This is a genomic window from Paenibacillus sp. URB8-2 (assembly GCF_013393385.1).
Lineage (GTDB): Bacteria > Bacillota > Bacilli > Paenibacillales > Paenibacillaceae > Paenibacillus_AQ.
Genome location: NZ_AP023239.1, coordinates 1,648,366 through 1,668,207 on the forward strand (window position 1 = coordinate 1,648,366; position 19,842 = coordinate 1,668,207).

At 42.8% G+C, this 19,842-nt stretch carries 13 protein-coding genes and 4 pseudogenes; 14 read left to right on the forward strand and 3 right to left on the reverse strand.

What is annotated here, in order from left to right:
* Positions 1 to 12 precede the first annotated feature (12 nt).
* From PUR_RS07735 to darG, 7 genes and pseudogenes are all read left to right on the forward strand, one after another.
* Positions 13 to 1,179, forward strand: a complete 1,167-nt coding sequence (locus PUR_RS07735) for a sn-glycerol-1-phosphate dehydrogenase (RefSeq protein ID WP_179034741.1) — start codon at positions 13 to 15, stop codon at positions 1,177 to 1,179.
* A pseudogene (locus PUR_RS07740) lies at positions 1,136 to 1,387 on the forward strand (DUF2264 C-terminal domain-containing protein); the annotation flags it as partial. The gene PUR_RS07735 and the pseudogene PUR_RS07740, both read left to right, overlap by 44 nt.
* Before the next feature lie 13 nt (positions 1,388 to 1,400).
* Positions 1,401 to 1,514 (forward strand): annotated as a pseudogene (locus tag PUR_RS07745) (sigma factor-like helix-turn-helix DNA-binding protein); the annotation flags it as partial.
* Between the two features lie 275 nt (positions 1,515 to 1,789).
* Positions 1,790 to 2,497, forward strand: a complete 708-nt coding sequence (locus tag PUR_RS07750) for a DNA alkylation repair protein (RefSeq protein WP_179034742.1) — start codon at positions 1,790 to 1,792, stop codon at positions 2,495 to 2,497.
* Between the two features lie 183 nt (positions 2,498 to 2,680).
* Positions 2,681 to 2,908: pseudogene (locus tag PUR_RS07755) on the forward strand (sigma factor); the annotation flags it as partial.
* Positions 2,909 to 3,515: 607 nt separating this feature from the next.
* Complete coding sequence (gene darT / locus PUR_RS07760; protein WP_179034743.1) at positions 3,516 to 4,151, forward strand: type II toxin-antitoxin system toxin DNA ADP-ribosyl transferase DarT; 636 nt, start codon at positions 3,516 to 3,518, stop codon at positions 4,149 to 4,151.
* A gap of 12 nt (positions 4,152 to 4,163) precedes the next feature.
* On the forward strand, positions 4,164 to 5,198 hold the full coding sequence (gene darG / locus PUR_RS07765) for a type II toxin-antitoxin system antitoxin DNA ADP-ribosyl glycohydrolase DarG (RefSeq protein ID WP_179034744.1): 1,035 nt from the start codon (positions 4,164 to 4,166) through the stop codon (positions 5,196 to 5,198).
* Between the two features lie 55 nt (positions 5,199 to 5,253).
* Here the strand turns inward: darG and PUR_RS07770 are convergent, their stop codons facing one another.
* Genes PUR_RS07770 through PUR_RS07780 form a run of 3 tightly spaced genes read right to left on the reverse strand, consistent with a single transcriptional unit; the run spans position 5,254 to position 8,813 of the window.
* Positions 5,254 to 6,177 (reverse strand): tyrosine-type recombinase/integrase, encoded by a 924-nt coding sequence (locus tag PUR_RS07770; RefSeq protein WP_179034745.1) that lies wholly within the window; start codon positions 6,175 to 6,177, stop codon positions 5,254 to 5,256.
* A gap of 13 nt (positions 6,178 to 6,190) precedes the next feature.
* Positions 6,191 to 7,285, reverse strand: a complete 1,095-nt coding sequence (locus PUR_RS07775; protein WP_179034746.1) for a tyrosine-type recombinase/integrase — start codon at positions 7,283 to 7,285, stop codon at positions 6,191 to 6,193.
* A 4-nt stretch (positions 7,286 to 7,289) separates the two neighbouring features.
* Positions 7,290 to 8,813: a tyrosine-type recombinase/integrase gene (locus PUR_RS07780; protein ID WP_179034747.1), complete on the reverse strand. Its 1,524-nt coding sequence runs from the start codon at positions 8,811 to 8,813 to the stop codon at positions 7,290 to 7,292.
* A gap of 673 nt (positions 8,814 to 9,486) precedes the next feature.
* On the opposite strand from PUR_RS07780, the pseudogene PUR_RS25990 reads away from it, so the two are divergent.
* The 7 genes and pseudogenes from PUR_RS25990 to PUR_RS07810 all read left to right on the forward strand — a co-directional run bounded on the left by PUR_RS25990 (position 9,487) and on the right by PUR_RS07810 (position 18,977).
* Positions 9,487 to 9,667: pseudogene (locus PUR_RS25990) on the forward strand (hypothetical protein).
* Positions 9,660 to 10,238, forward strand: coding sequence for an ATPase (locus PUR_RS07785; protein WP_179034748.1), 579 nt, complete (start codon positions 9,660 to 9,662; stop codon positions 10,236 to 10,238). The pseudogene PUR_RS25990 and the gene PUR_RS07785 overlap by 8 nt, the downstream one beginning before the upstream one ends.
* A 232-nt stretch (positions 10,239 to 10,470) precedes the next feature.
* A complete protein-coding gene (locus PUR_RS07790; RefSeq protein ID WP_179034749.1) occupies positions 10,471 to 11,421 on the forward strand; it encodes a helix-turn-helix transcriptional regulator in 951 nt (316 codons plus the stop codon).
* Between the two features lie 60 nt (positions 11,422 to 11,481).
* Positions 11,482 to 14,391, forward strand: a complete 2,910-nt coding sequence (locus PUR_RS07795; RefSeq protein WP_179034750.1) for a PD-(D/E)XK nuclease family protein — start codon at positions 11,482 to 11,484, stop codon at positions 14,389 to 14,391.
* A complete protein-coding gene (locus tag PUR_RS07800) occupies positions 14,384 to 17,632 on the forward strand; it encodes a UvrD-helicase domain-containing protein (RefSeq protein ID WP_179034751.1) in 3,249 nt (1,082 codons plus the stop codon). The genes PUR_RS07795 and PUR_RS07800 overlap by 8 nt, the downstream gene beginning before the upstream one ends.
* Positions 17,633 to 17,704: 72 nt before the next feature.
* On the forward strand, positions 17,705 to 18,397 hold the full coding sequence (locus tag PUR_RS07805; RefSeq protein ID WP_179034752.1) for a hypothetical protein: 693 nt from the start codon (positions 17,705 to 17,707) through the stop codon (positions 18,395 to 18,397).
* 55 nt (positions 18,398 to 18,452) lie between these two features.
* The gene (locus PUR_RS07810) at positions 18,453 to 18,977 is read left to right on the forward strand and encodes a hypothetical protein (protein WP_179034753.1); all 525 of its coding nucleotides are present in this window, start codon (positions 18,453 to 18,455) and stop codon (positions 18,975 to 18,977) included.
* Positions 18,978 to 19,842: the final 865 nt, after the last annotated feature.

Consider the following 19,842-nt stretch of genomic DNA (forward strand, 5'->3'; position numbering starts at 1 on the left):
GGGAGGATGGACATGGCAGTATTATTGGAACGAATACGCGCGGCGGCAGAAGAGATGGGCGGAACGGCAGCGGCGCTGCCAGAGGTAATTTCGGTCGGGCGCGGCGCGCTGAACGCTGTGACGCCTTATGCCGCGGAGCAGGGCTGGCGCTCTCCGCTGCTTGTCGCCGACGGCAACACCTTCGCTGCAGCCGGCGAGTTCCTGGCGCAGCAGTTTGGCGGCGCCAGGATACCGGCCGGAGTCTCTCTGGTGACTCCGAACGCTCTGGGCGACGTCATCGCAGACGAAGCCTCTGTGGTGGAGGTGCTGCTGGCCATCCAGCAGCAAAAAGCCGACAGCGTCATTGTCGCCGGCTCCGGGACGCTGACCGACATCGCCAGATATGCCGCGTACACGGCCGGTCTTCCGTTCGTCTCCGTGCCAACTGCTCCCTCGGTGGACGGCTTCACCTCGAACGGCTCGCCGCTCATCATCCGCGGCAATAAAATTACCGTTCCCGCTGCCGGCCCGATTGCCATCTTCGCCGACACGGAGCTGCTGCGCAGCGCGCCTGCATCCATGATCGCAGCGGGCTTCGGCGACATGCTGGGCAAATATACGTCGCTGTTCGACTGGAAATTCGGAAGCCTCACCGCAGGCGAGCCTTATTCGCCAACCGTTGCCCGGCTGACGGAACAATCCCTGCTGGCCTGCGTCGGCCACGCGGAAGAAATCGGCGAACGGACCGAGGAGGGCATCCGGATTCTGACAGAAGCTCTCCTCCAGTCCGGTCTGGCGATTCTCCTGTTCGGCCAGTCACATTCTGCCTCCGGCGCGGAGCATCACCTGTCCCACTACTGGGAAATGGAGTATATCCGTACGGGCAGAAGACAGCTCCTGCACGGTGCCAAAGTCGGCGTGGCCTGCGCCGAAATATCGGCGCTTTATCACAAGCTTGAAGGACTGCCGGAGCTCCGGGAACATCCTGAGGGAGAACAGCTCCGCAGGTGCATCTCGGAAATTCCCGGACCGGATGAAATCCGCAGTCTGCTGCGCACCGTGCACGGCCCTTCTACGACCGTGGAACTGGGCGTGGACGATGAACTGCTGCGCCGGAGCCTGATGGAAGCGCACTTCATCCGCATAAACCGTCATACACTGTTGCGCTTTCGGAACGAACAAAGGCTCGGATATCAATGAGCATACCCTCACGCCTGCCAAATACGAAAGGTTCATGTATTCGACCGGCTTCAGCTTCAGCGTGCCCCTTTCCGAATGGGGACTCTCCCAAGGCGCGTTCGATTCCATGCTCGCGCTAAACGAGGGCGGAGACAACCTATACCGGGTCAGACGCCGGAATCTGGAGTCCGAGATTGTGGACAATGTGCTGCGCTCCGTCTGGAAGCCGTTGCTCATCATGCAATCTCGGTATGCTGGATGACCGGGAAAAAGAGGTAGTTGTCGGTCGTTTCGGTCTGGACACGGGAGGAGAGGAGCGAACGCAGCGGGAGATCGCCATGGAGCTGGGCATCTCGGACGCGGGAGAAGTCAAGTCCTTGCGTAACTTGGATATTTAAGTAAAGTAAAATCTGCGCGTAACAAGGTTAATAGAAAGTATATGACATGGGGCGTCTTGCTGCCGTTCTACGGCCAGGGATGCCTCGTTTTTTTGGATAAGAACCAGTAAGATCAGAAAGTCTGAAGGGATACTGAGCTTGCGACAGGGAAATCCGTACAGTACACTTTCTTTATCCAGTACTACTAATGATAACTTTGATGAGAGTACTTCGAAAAAAGGAAGTGTTAAACAATGGATGTAGAAATGGTTATGCAGGAGCTTGAAGCGCTCGGCAAGGAACGAACCAAGAAAATATACAGCTCGAATGGTGCGCAGGAACCGCTTTTTGGCGTGGCTACCGGCGCAATGAAGCCTATCTTCAAGAAAACTAAAATAAATCAGCCTCTAGCTGAGCAGCTTTACGCGACGGGGAATTACGACGCCATGTATTTTGCCGGGATCATTGCCGATCCCAATGCAATGACGGAAGCCGATTTTGACCGATGGATGGATGCGGCTTATTTTTATATGCTGTCTGATTATGTAGTTGCAGTAACCTTGGCAGAAGCGGATATTGCACAAGAGGTTGCCGATAAATGGATCGCGAGCGGTGAAGAGCTGAGAATGTCAGCGGGCTGGAGCTGTTACTGCTGGCTGCTCGGCAATCGACCGGACGATGAATTTTCCGAAAGCAAAATTGCCGATATGCTTGAGATGGTGAAAAATACGATTCATGATTCTCCAGAACGCACTAAATACGCAATGAACAACTTTTTATACACAGTGGCGGTATCCTATGTGCCTCTTCATGATAAAGCGTGTGAGACCGCAAGGACTGTAGGCCCAGTAGAAGTCAATAAGGATAAGGCAAAAAGCAAATTTCTTCACGCTTACGAAAATATTCAAAAGGCAGTCGACAAAGGGCAGGTTGGTTTTAAACGCAAGCATGTAAGATGTTGACCGTGACAAAAGCTTAAACCTACTCCTTAATTGAACTCGCCATTTCTTCGTTTAGAGGCCATGACCTTAATCATTTATACTTACCGATAACCTATTCTATGTTGTACATTCGCATCCTCGTAACTCACCGAACACAAAACAGCAAGCGCATCTAATCCAATGCGTGGGTGGAAGCTTGCTAGCATGCATGCAAAAGCTGCAACCACGCAAGAAATCACAGAATCGCATAAAAATTTGACATCGGTTCGTGTCCACAACCTCAAGAAATTCGACAACACCGGCGAAGACATGGAGGATCTCATCTCCATCGGGACGATCGGACTCATCAAGGCCATTGAAAGCTACCGCCCCAACAAGGGAACCCAATTGGCTACGTTTGCAGCCCGCTGCATCGAGAATGAAATTCTAATTACAATAGTGTTGCTTCTAATCATGGTTTATATTTATGAAGTCACATCAATGTATGTGGCTTTTTTTATGAAGTAAATCACATGAGAATTTGTAAATATTCAATTGCTAAAAGTTTAAAGTTGAACACAAATTCTAAATCGCTTACTATTAGGAATCAAAGTTTATTTGGTGAAGGTATGAGGTGAAGTGATTTGAAGGATAAAAAAAGCAACTTGGGTGATTCATTAAAATTTGTAATTAGTGAAGATATGATGAGAAGAATAACTAACTTGGATCAATGTAAACCAGTTGATTTTAGCGGGGCAAAGTTTGCTTTTACATTTGTTCCATCGGGACTGGGGTACATACATTATTGTGAAATGTGATGTGTGTAAACGTGAGCTACCTATTTCCGATGATTTTGATTAGGAGTTCAGCCTTTTAAATGACAGCAAAGAGGTATTACTTGTTTTTTGACTGGATTGCAAAAAATAAGTATAATAGATATTAAGCAAACGTATATTCTCATCTTGTTCGTGATTGAATATATACTATGGGCTAAGAGGAAAACTTGATCTTTTGTCGAATTAACATTTAAAAATGTGAATTTGACATGGAGTGTAGGATAATGGTCCCGAACCCAACATTAATTTATCATATTACGAGCGTTGAAAATCTACACTCGATACTGGGGAACAATGGTCTCTTCAGCATTAATAAGTTACAGAAGGATGGCAGCTCATTTGTTAATATTGCTTTTGAGCAAATCCAGTCCAGACGTTCGGAGAAGCAAGTACCTTTACCTCCATATGGTAATTTACATGATTATGTTCCTTTTTATTTTGCACCGCGATCTCCTATGTTGTACACAATTAATCAAGGGAATGTTCCGCAATATCAAGAGGGACAAAGCCAGATTATTTATCTTGTATCTACTATACAGCAAGTTATCTCTGATCAAATCCCATTCGTATTCACTGATGGACATGCAATCATTAATTATTCTGAATTCTATAATGACGCCGAGGATTTAAATCAAATTGACTGGGGCATAATGAACTCTCGATATTGGCATGATACTACAGATTATCCGGATAGGAAGCGAAAACGGCAGGCTGAGTTCTTAGCCTTCGAGTATTTTCCATTAGCTAGTATACTTGAAATCGGTGTAATCAACAGTAGTATTCATGAACAAACATCAAAGATCATTCAGGAAAAAGAAGTTTATATTCCCGTCAAAGTACGCCGAGATTGGTATTATTAAGGTGGTGAGAATGTGATTGAATATAAAAAAGGAAACTTGTTAGAAGCTGAGGCAGAGGCGCTGATAAATACAGTGAATTGTGTCGGGGTTATGGGGAAGGGGATAGCCTTACAATTTAAACAAGCCTTTCCCGGTAATTTTAAGGAATATGCAAAAGCATGTAAAAACAATTTAGTCATGCCTGGAAAAATGTTTGTGGTCCCTACAGGATACATGCTCAATCCTAAATATATAATTAACTTTCCAACAAAACGGCATTGGAAGGAAAAGTCCAAAATTGAGGATATAAAGTCAGGGCTTATCGATTTTATAGACACTATTAAAGAGAATGGAATCAAGTCGGTCGCAGTCCCACCTTTAGGTTGCGGTAATGGTGGATTGGACTGGAATCAAGTAAAACCATTAATAGAAGCATCAGCTCAAGAGGTGCCGGATGTCTTATTTATGGTTTACCCTCCCGAGGGTAGTCCGGAGCCGGACAAAATGCGTGTAGGAACTGAAAAACCAAAATTAACACGGGCTAGAGCTCTTCTCATAATGCTAATGAACTTGTATGCTGCCCCGGGATACAAATTATCTATGTTGGAGATTCAAAAGCTCGCCTATTTTCTACAAGAGTCAGGCGAAGATTTAAAGTTAAGATTTGTAAGTGCCCAATACGGTCCATATGCAGATAATCTAAATCATGTTCTTCAGCGACTCGAAGGGCATTTTATAAGAGGTTATGGAGACCGAAACAGAGATGCGCAGATCTATTTGTTGCCTGAAGTTGTTAAGGAGGCGGAAGCTTTTTTGAACTCAATAGAAGATGCCACCTCTGAGCAAAGACTTGAGAATACAAAAAGAATAATTGAAGGCTATGAAACGCCTTATGGACTTGAATTATTAGCTACAACCGATTGGATCATTAAACACTATCCTGATGCCAGAACAGATGTAAGCCGTGCAATTGACCATTTTAAAGCATGGAATGATCGAAAGAAGAAAGTATTTAAAGACTCTCATATCGAGATGGCGTGGAAACATCTAACTACTGCTTCAAATTAAATTTAAAAACGCAATATGAATGCCCTGTCCAAATTAACTTGGCAGGGCATTTTGCTTAATCCTCATCCAATATCAAACTATCCGAAATTGATAGATATTCCAGCGTAGTTCCTAATAATTCATGCCTCAGTTGTTGTTGAATTGCCCTCAAGTTAGCTCCACTTTTAAGCATTAGAAATCCAGTCGTTCTCCTGAGATCATGAGGAATTACCTTTCTTTCAATCCCAGCTTTTGTAGATATGGAACTGACTATAGATACCAACTTATGATGCGATAGTTTACGTTCTTTCCTCGAGAACACGAGTGGACTAAAGTCTTTTTCTATAGTCTCTTTGTAATGTTTGAAGTGCCTCAGTTCATTCGCTAAGAATCTAGGAATAGCGATTCCCTTAACACTGGTTTTTTGCCCTTTGTTTACTATCACCATGTTATTTTGAAAGTTGATCTGATCAAATGTAAGACAACATATTTCATTGTTTCTTAGACCTGTTGTAATGGCTGTCCAGAATAACAAATAATAATACTTGGAGAAGGGCTCCTCCAGAATAGCTATTTTGAGGATGTCTTTACACTCAACCTCTGACAAGTAATTAATATTAATATTTCGCTCATAATATTTGTTTTTATAATGCGCCATTGGATTGTGGCTTATCATATTCACTCTTTCAAGGAAGTTGAAAAACCCCTTCAGATAACTAATTTTATTGTAAATAGTTTTGTTCGAAAGCTTTGGATTAGATGATACAAGATATTGTACAAATTGATCAATGAACTTTTTGTTAATCGGTTCAAAATCTTTTGATTCAACATAATATGAAAATCTATCAAAATCCAGATGGCCTTCAAAACCTTGTTGCAATAGATATTCTTGAAGTGAAGCGAGAATCTTTATGGTTGCTAAATGCGCTGATTTTTTCAAACCTGAGTGATCATTCCAAGCTTTAAAATAAGTTGAGTCAAACACAATCTCAGTGACCATTCTATACTTCACCTCAATCAAATAAATTAGCTGCTAACGAACGGGCGAACGGATGTTTCTCGATTGCATTCAGTAGCATACTGTTAAATAACTGTAGATAAATAGTTGTTGTTTTTAATGATTTATGTCCGAGGAATTTTGAGATACTGACAATATCAACTCCTTCCTCTAAAGCAAACAATGCAAAAGAGTGCCGTAAAGAGTGAACGGATAAACGTTCTTTTTCTTTATCAGAAATAGTCTGTGCCATTGAAATTAACCCATCTAACATCTTCTGAACGGCACTATCACTAATCGGTTTATCTCCTTTACCAGTAGAAAATACATACAAGTCAGTGTAATTAGGACGATTCTTAAGTGCCGCGTATTTAAAACTGATATATTTTTTAAGTAATTCTAATGAAGTAGCAGTGATGTTTCGAGGGACTTTTTTAAGTTTGTTCCCCTTAACACGAACTTCAATATTCTTTGAGTTGTAGCAAATATCCTTGATCTGTAACTGAGTGAGCTCATTTAAGCGAATACCACTGCCAAGAAAAGTCCATAAGATAACGAAATTTCTTAATCCTTCGTTAGTTAGACGCGACAAAAGAACAATTTCTTCAACTTGTTCTTTTGTGAAAGCTTTTGGCAGATTTTCATCAAATCCAACTTTAACTACCAGGTTTTGTTTAATCTTTTTAATATCTATTTCAAAAAAACGTGTAAATGTAACAGTAAAGAAATCTCTTAAAAATGAAGCTTTTTTTGATCTCGTATTCTGAGCTTTAACTGTCTTTAAATAATCCAGCAATACTTTGGGACTCTCTTCGAATGAACGCAAAGAGGGGGCTTGCGTAAGTGAATTAATGAACGATACAAATTGATTCAATTCAGACCGATATGTTTTTTGGGTAGCTTGACTCTTCCGCGCGAATTCAGCGCTCTGTAAGTACCAATTAACAGCTTCATCGAACGTTACATCTTTCAGTTCTTTGGATTCCTTTGCGAAAATAAGATTACTTCTTTCTAATGCTTGTTTCATAGTATCTTGACTATTGGATGCGGCTAACTTTTGCAATTGGACCATTAAATCAACAACAGGTGAGCTACCTTCTACTTTGAACATAAGATCATCTCCATATAGAATCAATTTTTTGCATTGCATCATTGAGTTCTTGTTCCTGTCTATGGAGATACTTTGATGTAGTTTCGAGTCTGTCATGCCGAGCTAATCGTTTGACAACTTGAGGATGAACATTGTCTTTAAAGCTAAGTTTTGTGATAAATGTATGTCTAAACAAGTGAAGCCCTCCAGGGAATGCCCAGTCGGAAATCATTGCGAAACATTTGTATTTATCTAACATTTTTTTATAAAAGGCGCTTTTTGAAAGATCTCCTTTAAAAACGGATGCATTGTGTGTGCGAATTTTGTACAACGATTCTAGATAATGATGTAATTTTTCCGGCAAATGTAAAGGCACGGGTATCTCCTCTTTACCTTTACCGCGGATCTTGATTATGCTTGCTTTAAAATTAATATCATCCCAAATAAGACGCTCGGCTTCGCAGAATCGAAGGCCAAGATGAAGGAGAGATCCGAAAAATGCTGTATCATACTCAGGATCATCCGAGTATAAATCGATGGTTCTGAAAAAAGCGGAAAGTTGATTGTTACTGGGAATGGTCCGGTGCAAAAACCTTACTGCGTTAATTCCTCGTATTGATCCGATATTTTTTGAGATAATTCTGTTGCCGTAAAGGAACTTAAAAAACGTTGTTACACAGTAAAACTTATTGCTGGCGGTAATTTCGCTGAGAACACCTTTTAAATGGCAACGTTTCAAGTGATTTTGATATTCAAAAATGTGATCTCTCTCTATTAGCCAAACAGGAATCGAATATATAGTGAATTCATTGAAAGTAGCGTAATTATCGGCAAGCCATTTCATAAATAACATTACATTCCGATTAACTTCGCTTATATATTCTGGTGAATAATTTTCTTCAGCTTGAAGATGGTTGTTGAAGTTAATTAAGAATGGATGCAATTCTTGATCAGTTAGTTTTGGTTTAGATATTTTGACTACATTGAATTTTTGGCTTGGAAAATATAACTTTGCAATTTGGATATGGAATGATTTCTTTTTGTCTGAATGGATGTAATTCAAACAATACTGAAAATTTCTTTCTGTAATGTCCAAATCATTAAGCTGCCAAATCGGCTTTTTAATAAATGCGGCGATTTGCTTTTGAAATTCGATTGCTTCGGCATAGAAATCATAAAGTTTCATAGGAGTTTTAGATGTCTGGAATCGTTTTAAAAATATTTTGACTTTATCTAATAGAATGTTTGGCAAAATTTTGTTTTCCCATAACCAATCTGAGATGCTCCTTTTTGGAGAAGTTACATCTTGGGAATCACCCAGGTTATATAAAAACAATGTATCCATAACGTTCCTCACTTTGCTCTTACTAACGTCCCAAACGGCGTCAGTTGTAAGATGCTCATCGTGAGGATTTTTTATTCCATTTGTAAATTCTTCTGTAGAAGAAGCATTCCACAGAAGTAATTCTGTTCCTTTCCATAATTCGTTTTCTTGTAAGAAACTGCTGCTCATCAATTCATTAATCACGTTATTTGAATCTTGATCCATTAGTAAACCTCCTCATTTTGGACTTGTTCAAATTTCAAAAAGTTAGTAAACAGAGGTGAGAAAATGGCAAAGGTGGAACCCACCAAAATCACAGTGAAATATGGAGACAATCATCAAAAATCACTTTGGTCAGCAATCGATCTCTTGAAGGCTAAAGCAATAATTGAGACTTCTGATACGATAAAGGAAAGAAATAGTCCGGTTAACGTTTCGAAACATGTTTAGTTATTGGACTGTGCATTTGGTTTGTCTTTGACTTTGTTTTCGCAAGAGTCTTTATTGCAGATTGAACGTTCTGCTGAAAATGATCGCCCTTAATACAGTTGATTCGTTTTGGTGTTACAAGTCCCATAAACATTACCTCTTTCAAAAAGGCCTTAAAAAAACAAAAAAGGGACCCAAAATACCACAGTTAACTGTGGAAATTCGGATCCCTTTCGCCGCATGGCCAGAGACTTATATTCATTAACAGTTGAACTATTAAGAATTCAGCAGAGGAACTTTCCGCATCCCGAAGACTCAGGGGAAAATTCTGCCAGACACTGCCTATAATTAAAACTATAAAATAGATAAGGGCTTGATGTCAACTTATTGTTCCAGGCACTTCTATGCATATGTATAAGTGCAAATATCGATTATTAATGGTATTCGGAAAGAAATGGGGTGTTCAAGAATGGAAGCTAACAATGATTTAATGAAGCTCATTAAGTTAACGGGAGAGCGTGCAAAGCTGGACGCGAAGGCAAATGGAACGAACTTATGTTGTCTACAAAGACAAGACGGGCAAATTAGTGAAAGAACATTCTGATGGAATGAAAGAAATTCTAGCGGAAGGTAACCCTGGATATGCCTGAACCCAAGGCAACGATGTTTGTTTTTGCGGGTAATAATGGCAGCGGTAAAAGTACAATTCGAAATTTGATCATTGATCGAATAGAAGTCAGTGTCAATATTGATCCAGATGCCTTAGCTCGGCGGATCAATCCGACACAACCTGAAACGGCACGTGTATCCGCCGGGAAAGAAGCCATTCGGTTAGCTCGTGAGTGCATACACAATCACCGGGATTTTTCAGTTGAAACGACCTTGTCCGGTGGATACGCGATTCGCCTCATGAAGGAAGCCAAACTTAAGCAGTTTGAAATTACAATGTTTTATATTGGCCTTGGAGATCCGAATTTGAATATTGAGCGTGTTGCCAGCCGGGTTCGTAATGGAGGACATCATATTCCTACCAAGGACATTTTACATCGTCATCAATCCTCTATGCAGAATCTGCTTCCTCATTTAGATCTGCTGAATGACTTAATTGTTATAGATAACAGTGCATTAGATGGACAGATCGTTCTTGAATCCAATAATGGCAGATTGAAATATCAACATTCCAACTTACTGATTGGGTTACCCCTATTCGAAATCAGTTGAACCGCATATAACCTGATTCCTACCTGTGTTCATCGCACGGATGAATCAGGTTTTTTGTTTTTTATCGACAAACATACGTTCCCTGACAACTTATAGCGCCCTTGATTTGGTATACTGTGTAAAAAACCATCCATACATAGAATCTGACGGAAGTAATTGGATCTTATAGAAAATTATAGTGTGGAAACCTAATGATGATTGAGGAAACATTACTATAGTGAGGAGAACAACCATGCCTGAGAAAATTATACGTATCTTTAATATCATTAATGCGATCCAAGCGAATCCTGGTATATCCGCAACGGATCTAGCCTTTAAGTGTGATGTAGATGTAAGGACGATTTACCGTGATCTAAGGCTGCTGGATACTTTTGCTCCCATAACTAATACAGGCAAAGGAACTGGCTACCGGTTTATGGGCAAGTTCTTTATGTATCCACTTAATTTTTCAGAACAAGAAGCACTGGTATTCTCTCTTCTACCCTCAATGGTGGATGAAGACAAACTCCCTCCCGGATTCCATACAGCATACGATAAAGTGATGTCCACACACCACAAAGAAAAATCCAAGCAAAACAGTATCATTGAGGACATCACTAATATTATTCAGATGGGTACACCAGCTTACCGTAAAGAAAGCCCCAATTTTCTGCAACCGATTATTCAGGCTATTCTAGAGCAAAAAACGATTGAGACTGTTTATCATACCCAGTATCGGAATGAAACTACGGAGCGCAAAATTGATCCTTATTACCTAGTCCCACGTGATCAACGATTCTATTTAATCGGATTCTGCCATACCAAGCAGGACATTCGGACGTTTCGAATCAGCCGTTTTCTGAAAGTGGATCCTACGACTCAAACGTTCGACAAGAGTGAATTTAATATCAAAAAGTATCTCAAGAACACGTGGTCGATTGAACAGGGCGAAAAAAACATTACTTTTAAAGTACGGTTTAATGCTGAGGTTGCCAGGTACATTAAGGAGGAAGAATTGTTCGTTCATCCACGAATGAAGGATCTTAAAGACGGCAGTATGATTTTTGAGGTGACCGTAAATAACGAAAATGAGTTTATAAGGTGGATTCTGCAGTATGGACCTGCCGCTGAAATATTAGAGCCTGCTTCTGTACGTGAAACCTTAAAAGGCCAGTTGGCGCAATGGACAGAGATGTATAAATAAGATAAGCAGGAACTGATCATAATAACTCGAAATATACAAGGTAGGAAGGATGTGGGTCTCTTGAACTATAATTGGTTTGCGGATTTGTATGAAATATGCAATAACGATCCATTTTGTAGAAAGATCCTCCTTGTGGATCATTATGATCAGGGTGAACAATGGCTGACCCGGATAACAAAGGAACACGGACCTCTTCTAGGTGTGGTAACAGAAACGTTAAGGTCTCTCGTTGTGAAGCGGACAAAACCGGAACTGGTAAAACGAGGGCTTCGTCTTTTAAATAGTAAACAGACGTTCTGGGTTGTCCAGAATCTTATGGTTGATATGGCAGAGCGTCAAGATAAGTACATACCAGCCGAGATGATTACCCCTGGTATCGTTCAAAGCTTTCACCATGCGATTGAGGAACTCCGAGGGGCGGGTATTTGCGCTTCAGAGCTTTCTATTTCTGTTTTTGAACATGTGCAAAAAGGTCTCTACATCACTGAGCTGCTCACTTTATATGAGGACTGGTTAGAACAGAATCACTTTACTGATTTTGCAGGTCTGCTTGATTACATACCGGAAGCTAATAAAGCAGCAAATAACCATCTCTTCATCCATAGAGACATGGAGAAGTTCTCTTTTGTGGAGAAAGAAATGCTAAGGCGCATCGCCGGAGATAGACTTCTCATTCTTCCGCAAGATGGTTCTTTCCCATCATCCCCACAGAACGGAGATCATTTTGATGTTCGGTTGTACCATGCCACAGGAACTTTAGCTGAGGTTCGTGAAGCATTCCGACGTATCTGCAATCAGGATCATTCCTTCGATCAAGTAGAGATCGTTGTTTGTAATTATGAGGCTTATAGTGAAGCGATATATACGCTCAGCCAAGCTCTCGATATTCCTTGTACATTTTCAAAAGGTCTACCCGTCACTTATACAAAGGTTGGAAAGGCTTCGCTGGCTTATCTCGAATGGCTGGAATGCAACTACGATGTAGAGTGCTTACTTAAGGCTCTCCGACACGATTATATGTCATTTCATCATTTTGGAGACTCCGTAGATAAGGCTAATCTCATACTTGCTTTGGAGCAAAGCGGAATTGGATGGGGAAGACAACGTTATTCCATGTTAGAGGCTGCAGGTAATGCTGAGTTAAGGGGAAGACACACTGAAGCGATCAGGTTGTTAGACCGGGCTTTTAAAGGACTGTTTCAAAAACTGCCTGATTCGGGTCAAGTGACGTGGACTCCTTTGGTGATCTTGCACGCATTGATAGATTTTCTTGAAAAGTACACCGTTCCATCCAGTGATGCTGACTCACTTGTTGTCGCTGAACTGATCGATCAAATGAAGCTGCTGGAGGTTGTTTCTCCTCGTGCGCTGTCCAGCGAGAGCGCGCTGCGTTATGTGAAAGACATGGTAGAGGGTATTCGTATCTTTGGTGGCGGACCAGCTAGCGGAAAGCTACATATATCTTCTCTTCAAGATGGCGGCGTATCGGGAAGAAATCAGACGTACATCTTGGGCATGAGTAATGAGGCTTGGTCATTACAGCTCCGGCAGGATCCTGTATTACTGGATATGGAACGCAGGAGTTTGGAGGGGTTACTCCTATCTACTGAGCGGACAGAGCATATTATTCGTGAACGCGAGACCCGATTAGGGTTGCTTTCAGGACGAGTGACGCTAAGCTATTCCAGTTATGATCCGGCAGAACAGAAAGAAATCATTCCGGCTTTTGTGTTATTACAGGCTGCTAGAATCGTAACGGGCGATTCCCAGATGGATCTGACAGGACTAGGACAGGTACTCGGTAAACCGGTTGGCTATATGTCGAGTGACCCGATAAAAGAGCATCTGTTGGATGGGACGGATCGTTGGCTAGGACGGTTCTACACTGAGGGGAAACTGCAAGATGGACTTTCCACACTACGCCAATCCTTTCCATTCACCGCTAATTTGGATCAAGCAGAAATGCGAATTAGCGAGGGAACCCTATCAGAATATGAGGGAATGCTCTCGACGGATACATTTACGGTTAGTTATCTAAACAATCCTGAGACGTATCTTAGTGTGACGCAGCTCGAACGATATGCGGAATGTCCCAAGAGGTTTTTCTTTTCTCAAGTACTGAAACTTAGGGCAAAGGAGACTGCTGATTTCGATCGGTCCCGGTGGCTGGATGCGGCTAGCAAAGGCAGCTTGCTTCACAGTATCTTTTACCACTATCTGAAAGAGATGTCTGCAGGTTCAATAAATGAGGATAGGCTTAAACATGATGAATACAGACTTCAGGAAATCACAGAGCAGGTCATCCGTGAGTATGAAGCGATGGTGCCGCCGCCAACTCCACATATCTTTCATAAAGAATGTGATTCGGTGCGGCGTGATGTCGCCATTTTTTATCAAATGGAGCGGAAATCCGAGGGACGGCCACGTTTTTTTGAGCTCGAATTGACCCTAGACGGACAACCCATGAGTGTTAGACTGGACAATGGTATTGTGATCAGAATGAAGGGATTTGTGGACAGGGTAGATGAGATCAGACCACACAAGTACAAAATTTATGATTACAAGACTGGCAGCCCGGCGAAGTATGACGAGAACGAGTATTTCTCACAGGGTACGCAGCTGCAGCATGCGTTGTATGCTGTTGCGGTTGAACAGTGGCTTAAGGATAGCGGTATTGATACGGAGGCACGTGTTGTAGAGTCGGCCTATTATTTTCCAACGGAACGAGGCAAGGGAAACGAGGTATCCCGGGTTCAAAATAAGACTGCGGAGCTTTCGGAGCTGGTGGAACATCTATTAGCATCAATGGAGTCAGGAACGTTTGCTGCAACGACAGAGTCGAAACGATGCTCCTATTGCGATTACGGGGCGGTATGCAGGAATGAATCAGAACGTACAAAGGAAAAATGGGACTTAGCCCTAAATACTCCACTGCTTCACCATATCAAGGAGGTAGAGCGTTTTGGTTGATGATCAGACGGCCAGAGAGCGAATTCTAGAGGTACTAGACCGGACATTGATGGTGGAAGCAGGGGCAGGATCAGGGAAGACGACATCACTCGTTGGCCGGATGATTGCATTGATTAAGTCAGGGAGCGCCGGGGCCGAGCAGATTGCAGCCATTACTTTCACGCGGAAAGCAGCGGATGAACTGAAGAGCCGGTTCAGACTGGAGCTGGAGCGGCAGATCCGTAAGGCGATAGAGCCAGAGCAGGCACTGCTGCAGCAGGCTTTAAAGGAGATCGATCGGTGCTACATTGGCACGATTCATTCTTTTTGTGGCAGACTGCTTAGGGAGAGACCGATTGAGGCGAGACTGGATCCTATGTTCCGTGAAATTGAAGAAGATGAAGCGAACTTGCTGCGGGATCAATGCTGGGATGAGTATCTAGTGAGTTTGATCGAGAACGGTCAGGAAAATATTATGGCGGGCCTTGCGTCCCTGCAAGTGAATGTGGAGGATCTGCATCAGGTGTACAAACGGGTATGTGACTACACAGACGTACATATTGAGACGGTTGACTCTCCAAGACCTAACTTTGACCTTATTCGATGTTCTCTGCCCAAGATGATAGAAGAAGCAGGTCGTTATATTCCAACACAGAAACCAGAGCAAGGCTGGGATACGCTGCAGACACTGGTTCGTGATGGCAAGAGAATGTTGGATTTACATGGGCTTGATGATGATATGCGAATGCTGCAGCTCGCACTGATGTTCGATCGGAAAATCGATGCTACCTTGAAGAGGTGGACAGATACTGCTATGGCCAAGGAATATAAAGGTATGTTCCAGGAGTGGCAAAGCCGTGTCTTGTTTCCCTTTCTTTGTGCTTGGCGGGAGCATCTATATCCGCAGTTGATTGATTTTGTCAGACCAGCTGTTGATTATGGCTCACACAAGCGAAACGAACTAGGCGTTCTAGACTTTCAGGATCTACTGATGCGGGCAACAGCGTTACTCCGTGAGCATGAGCATGTACGGCGTTTTTTTGCTGCTCGTTATACACGTCTGTTCATAGATGAATTTCAGGACACGGATCCCATTCAGGCAGAGCTCATGTTTCTGCTGACAGGTGATGACCCAGGAGAAGCGAATTGGAGACGGATTACACCTAAACCGGGATCCTTATTTATTGTTGGAGATCCTAAACAGTCGATCTATCGGTTTCGCCGCGCGGATATTTCTACCTATAATTGGGTCAAGAACAAGATCAGTACCTGTGGTGAGGTCCTTCAGCTAAGTGCTAATTTTCGGTCTATTCACCATCTTGGTCAATTCACTAATGATGAATTTAATACCCGGTTTCCAGAGACTGAGTCTGAACATCAGGCGGCTTTTGTACATATGGATACACGAACAGCTAATCCGGAGAATGGTATACAGCATGGAGTCTACACGATGACTCATGCGAAAATGGCTGGAGGTCAGGCAGCGATTGCCGAAGCAGATGCAGATCGGGCCGCTCGTTATATTGCATGGGCTTGCAGTGGTCAATTGAAGATTCAGGAGAAGCAGCCGGGAAGTGACGGTGGTTTCCTTGTAAGGGACGCATCACCGAGTGATTTCCTGGTACTCCTGAAACGAAAAGATTTCTTACACATCTACGCTGCAAAGCTGGATCAATACGGAGTTCCCTCTGTTACGGCTGGGAGTTCGGCGATATACGAAGAAATAGATGCGCTTGCTGTGCTTGCAAGTTGTCTTAACGACCCCGGAGATCTGGTATCCCTGTTAGCTGTGCTGAAGGGTATGTTATTTTGTGTTAGTGATAATGCACTCTTCCATTATAAGATGGAGGGGTTCCCGATTAACTATACTACTTTACCGAATCAGGCAGAGGTCGGGGAAATAGCTTATCCAGTATATGAAGCGCTGGTACGACTCGCTGAATACACGGCTATGATTAGGAGGTTGCCGGCAATATCGGCACTGTTATATATAATAGAGGATCTAGGGATGATTCCTCTCGCAGCAGTTCGTCAGACCGGCCGGGCGCGTGCCGGAACATTGATCAAGCTGCTGCATCTGCTGCACAAGGACAGCCTAGTTGCAGCAAATTGGCCGGAACTGAGCTTGTATCTAATGCGGGTCGTAAAAGAAGCGAAGCTAGAGTGCGGAGATCTGTTCGCAGGTGAGCAGGATGCTGTTCGCATCATGAACCTTCATAAGGCCAAAGGGCTTGAGGCACCAGTGGTACTTTTAGCTTGTCCCTGCGGGGAGTCTGACCACGATGCCACAGAGCATGTGGACCGGATGGGGGATTCCTCTCGCGGATACTTCAGTATCACGCGGCGAAGAGGATATCAAGAGGATGTGATCGCCCATCCACCAGGGTGGGAGGGACTCGCCGAACGAGAGCGATTGTACATGAATGCTGAAAAGGAGCGGCTGCTGTATGTCGCCGCTACTCGCGCAAAGCAGCTTATGATCATTAGCCGATATCCGGACCGTCCAGCCATCGATCCCTGGAGCAGCTTCGATACTGGGATTCAGGAAGATAGAGAGCTGGATGATCTTGAGGTTATGACTGAGGTGCCTTCACGTTACGAAGGGGTACATGATGAAACGGCAGATGAAAATAATGGCCGTCAGTGGCGAAGCCGGCTGGCACAGCCGACGTACCAGACAGCATCGGTAACGAAACTAGTCAAGACCAGAGCTGTCCAGCCCCCTAGGCCGCTTGCGGGAAGAGGTATGGCATTCGGCAGCGTGGTTCATCGCTGCATTGAGCTGCTTGGGAGTGGCGCTGAATCCGAGCAGATGGAGCTGCACATCAGGATGATTGCCGAAGAAGAGGGTATGAATGAAGCATTGATCCCGGACGTGCATGCGATGCTGGAGGAAGTGGTGAATCATCCGCTGTGGCGACGTGCGCTGGTGGCGAAGCGGTGGATTCATGAGCTTCCGCTACGTACGGTGAGGACGGATCTAGAACTGGATCTGGAGAGCGAAGCTTCGACAGCAGGTTCAACAGCAAAGGCCCTGTATTTGAAAGGCGTTATTGACTTCCTCTTTGAAGAGGAGGACGGCTGGGTGATTATTGATTTTAAAACGGATGTGTATGAAGAAAGGCAGCAGGCAGCATTTGTGGAATTTTATCGGCCGCAGGTGGGGGCTTATCGGGAAGAGTTGGAGAGGGCGTTTGGGATGACGGTGAAAGAGATGGGGCTTTATTTTTTGCATGGGGGTGAGTATGTTGTTCTAGAGTAGTGCTACGGTTCATTCTTAGTTAACTAAATATGTATGCAGCAAAATCTGGAACCGAGAGAAGTGTCCATCAATATGAGTGAACATAAAGGGTATCCCCAACTTGAAAATGGTCGAGGTAGTCTCCGGGCAATTCAAGTCTGGGTGAATGATCATGGGACAGAGTCAGTTGATTTGGTGACTACGCAGCTATCCTTAAGAGGGAAACTAAAGTGGGTATCACCAATACGCAGTAATTCAATGGCGGAATACAGAGATGTGGGGTTTCTAGAAAGAGTTGGTGTTTCAGATAAACTCACTGTGCCTCTGGGCACCTTTTGGCCTTCTAGGGGACCACAGTGGGATGGTCTTGGCGTAACGGAAGCCGAAGAAGTTATTCTGGTGGAGGCAAAGGCTAACTTAAAGGAGCTGAAGTCCCCAGGGACCAAAGCGGGAGAACAATCTTTGGCGTTAATTAGGCAAACCCTAGACGAGGTGAAAGATGGTTTAGGGATAGGTGTACAGTTTGATTGGACAAAAACCTACTATCAGTATGCAAATCGAGTAGCACATTTGTATTATCTTCGTGAGTTAAACGGGATTAAGGCTTTCCTGATTAATGTATATTTTATAGGAGATCAGAGTGTAAAAGGACCATCTTCGGTTGCAGAATGGCAGATTGCTATTAGACGAATGAAGAAGATGCTCGGGCTGGATTATCCAAATATTTTGCAACCTTACATGTATGATTTGTTTATAGATGTTCAGACCATGAAGGGCATAACATGACTGGATAAGTATATAGCTTGTTTGTAACAATGAGAATGGGATGGGGGAGACAGAAATGTCAACAGTTCAATTATCTGAAGAAATGCTCAAATCTCATGGTTGGGCCTATTTGTTTGATTTATCACATTTGAAAGACTCCCAAGAAGATACAATAAATGAGCAAATCAGAAACATTTATTTTTCTGCGGTTAACGAATTATCCAAACAAAGATCCAAAAAAATAAAGAAAGGGCCCTTTGTTGTTTGGAACTGTATGAAGTGGCTCATTGGAGATAACAATCAACCAACTGATGGTTATGTACTATTCGTAACTCCTTTCTATCATAAAATTACTGGTAGAGATGTTGATCCTATTGTTGAGGAAATGTGGAAACATAAAGGCTATATTAGGGCTTCCTCAGCGATACCTATATTAGAAGGAGCTATTCCAGCTTGTTTGTATGAAGAGGGTGAGGTTACTCCTGTAGAGATGGATAAGAGGCTCTTATCCAAACTATCGGATATATTCGAAGAACATCAATACATGTTAAGCCAAATAAATCCCGGAATGGAGCTTCGGGCGAATCCGTACGAAAATTAATGGACTATAGTCTTAATAATGAAATATCCCCACTTGTAGATATGAATTACATATAGTAACTCCAATTTGTAATTCACCTCTTCGTAATACAGAGCCTGTCTTAGAAGCTTATGGAGTTGAAGTTTTTGTGGAGTTGAAATGAAATGTAATTTAGAATGATTCAAGAATTATTTTCATAAGCAGTATTACCAAATAGCTCACGGAAAGGTTATATTATAATTTGCGTCGAATTAAGGATATAAATAAGATACTATAGCAACACCTAGTAATTTTAATCTAACTTTAATGAGCCATTTCTTATAGTGAGATCTTAGATTATAAAGTTTATAAGTATTAAAAATAAAGGCTAATTTATAGAGGGTGAGATTTTGTTGAAATAACAACGAGAATAACAAACATTCACTCGTTTTGAGATAGATTTAACTCAAAGTGGAGCACATTTTGCTAGCACTTTAATAATAGATGAACTATGAGAGCTTTTGGCTTATGCAGGTGATGTCTCCGCTTCAAAAGATATTGAATCTTTTAATTATATATGGATTAGACTCGACTTTACTGTTATTTAGAGCGCAGATATTTATGGCGTAGAGATGAACAGGCACGGTCCTTACTGGGCGCTTTTGAATTTTAGAGTAAGGGGCCACCTGTTTTTTCGAGTGATTACGGATAGCTATTAAAGTCGAAGATTTATCATTACAATCAACTTGGAATTCTCCAAATAGGGTTCTGTCTTTACGGATGACCAGATGGGGCTGTAATAATTGACCATGGAGATGAGCAGAAAAGGGACCGCCATTGAGCGGTTGCGAGAAAAATCTAGCAAACATAAGAGTAACGCTATGCAATACCACGCCAAAACGATAAT